Source organism: Mixta mediterraneensis, from assembly GCF_030283135.1.
Classification (GTDB): domain Bacteria; phylum Pseudomonadota; class Gammaproteobacteria; order Enterobacterales; family Enterobacteriaceae; genus Pantoea; species Pantoea mediterraneensis.
In genome coordinates this window covers 1-1,231 of the sequence record NZ_JASUAZ010000132.1, presented here as the reverse complement: position 1 = coordinate 1,231, position 1,231 = coordinate 1, and the positions used below count along the sequence as shown (strand labels likewise).

The 1,231-nt window shown below is 48.9% G+C and carries 1 protein-coding gene; it reads right to left on the bottom strand.

Features of this window, described 5'->3' with window-relative positions; translation table 11 throughout:
- Positions 1-298: 298 nt before the first annotated feature.
- A complete protein-coding gene (locus QRY16_RS21940) occupies positions 299-1,117 on the bottom strand; it encodes a DUF932 domain-containing protein (RefSeq protein ID WP_289778054.1) in 819 nt (272 codons plus the stop codon).
- Positions 1,118-1,231: the final 114 nt, after the last annotated feature.

Here is a 1,231-nt window from a genome sequence, read left to right as displayed (position 1 = left end):
GAACCAGATTTAATCTGACAGACACCTGTATAAATAACCGGTAACTGTCAGATCAGGTCTGAGCTAGTACAAATCATCAAACCATAATCAGATTCTGCAACCCAACTGGCCGTTTCCCAAGAACGTTCTTTCAGAATGACTGAATCTGCCAGCGTCATATGCCCGATACTACATACCAGACATTTTTTAAACTCAGGAGAGGTACTGCACATATCGATACCTTCTATGAAGAATGACGTTAAAAAATTATCGTGCTCTTTGATAACCAGCCGGTTTAACGGCTGGTTATCGGCTGTGATTAACTTTTCAGGTTCTTGAAGTTTTCCGCCATTTCCCACAGGGCGCGATTAAGTTTGACGTCCCCTGCAATGCCATTAACACCACGGGTTGTTGAGCGTTTGCCTTTCGCAGTGCGTCCACTCAGTCCGCCTTTAATAAGGTTTTCCTGAACTTTTTGGTAGGTTGTCCACAAATCAGGGCTGCGGTCTTCGTGACGGCGTGTGAGCAATACATCTTCAGCGGCCACCGGTATATGTGCGCCGTCATATTTGTAGTTCAGTGCAGTAGTCGCCAGCAGGTGCTGCTCATCCGGTCGCAACGTGATAGCTTTCATTTCTTCACGGGATTCAGCAACACTGCCAAAGACGTTGAGCACCTCGTAAGCACCCTCAATGACCTGACCAACGACGTCTCCTTTATGCGGGACACGAATATCACCGAACGTATCGCCACACACTAAACCATTCATACATACGAAGCGGAACATGCCGGGGATCATCTGGTAACTGCTTGAGCCATCGTGACTGTTGAGTAAAATAATTTCAGGGACTTCTTCACCGACGATCTGCCCTTCCCTGCGCAGCCGCAGCATATGTTTTGTATGCTCACGTTTTCCCTGATCGCGCACGCGCGTCTGACACCCGAAGAAAGGCTGAAAGCCTTCACTACGCAGCTTATCGAGCAGTGTGATGGTCGGGATATAGGTGTAGCGTTCGCTGCGAGACTCATGTTTTTCTTCTGAAAATACGCTTGGCACAAAGCGGGCAAGCTCATCATTGGTCAGCGGGCGGTCACGGCGGATCACATTGGCATTACCAAAACGGGAAGCTAAACGCATAAATTATTCTCCTCTCAGGTCACTGGGTAAGCCTTTCGGCTTCTTTCTGGTGTCTCCCCTTTGTCATGTTGAACGCGGGGAGCCCGTTGCTGTGACCAAAGACCGGTACGGGGA

What these genes read in the sequence shown, in the direction of transcription:
- QRY16_RS21940 (WP_289778054.1), bottom strand. Translation starts at nt 1,117, where the DNA reads ATGCGTTTAGCTTCCCGTTTTGGTAATGCCAATGTGATCCGCCGTGAC.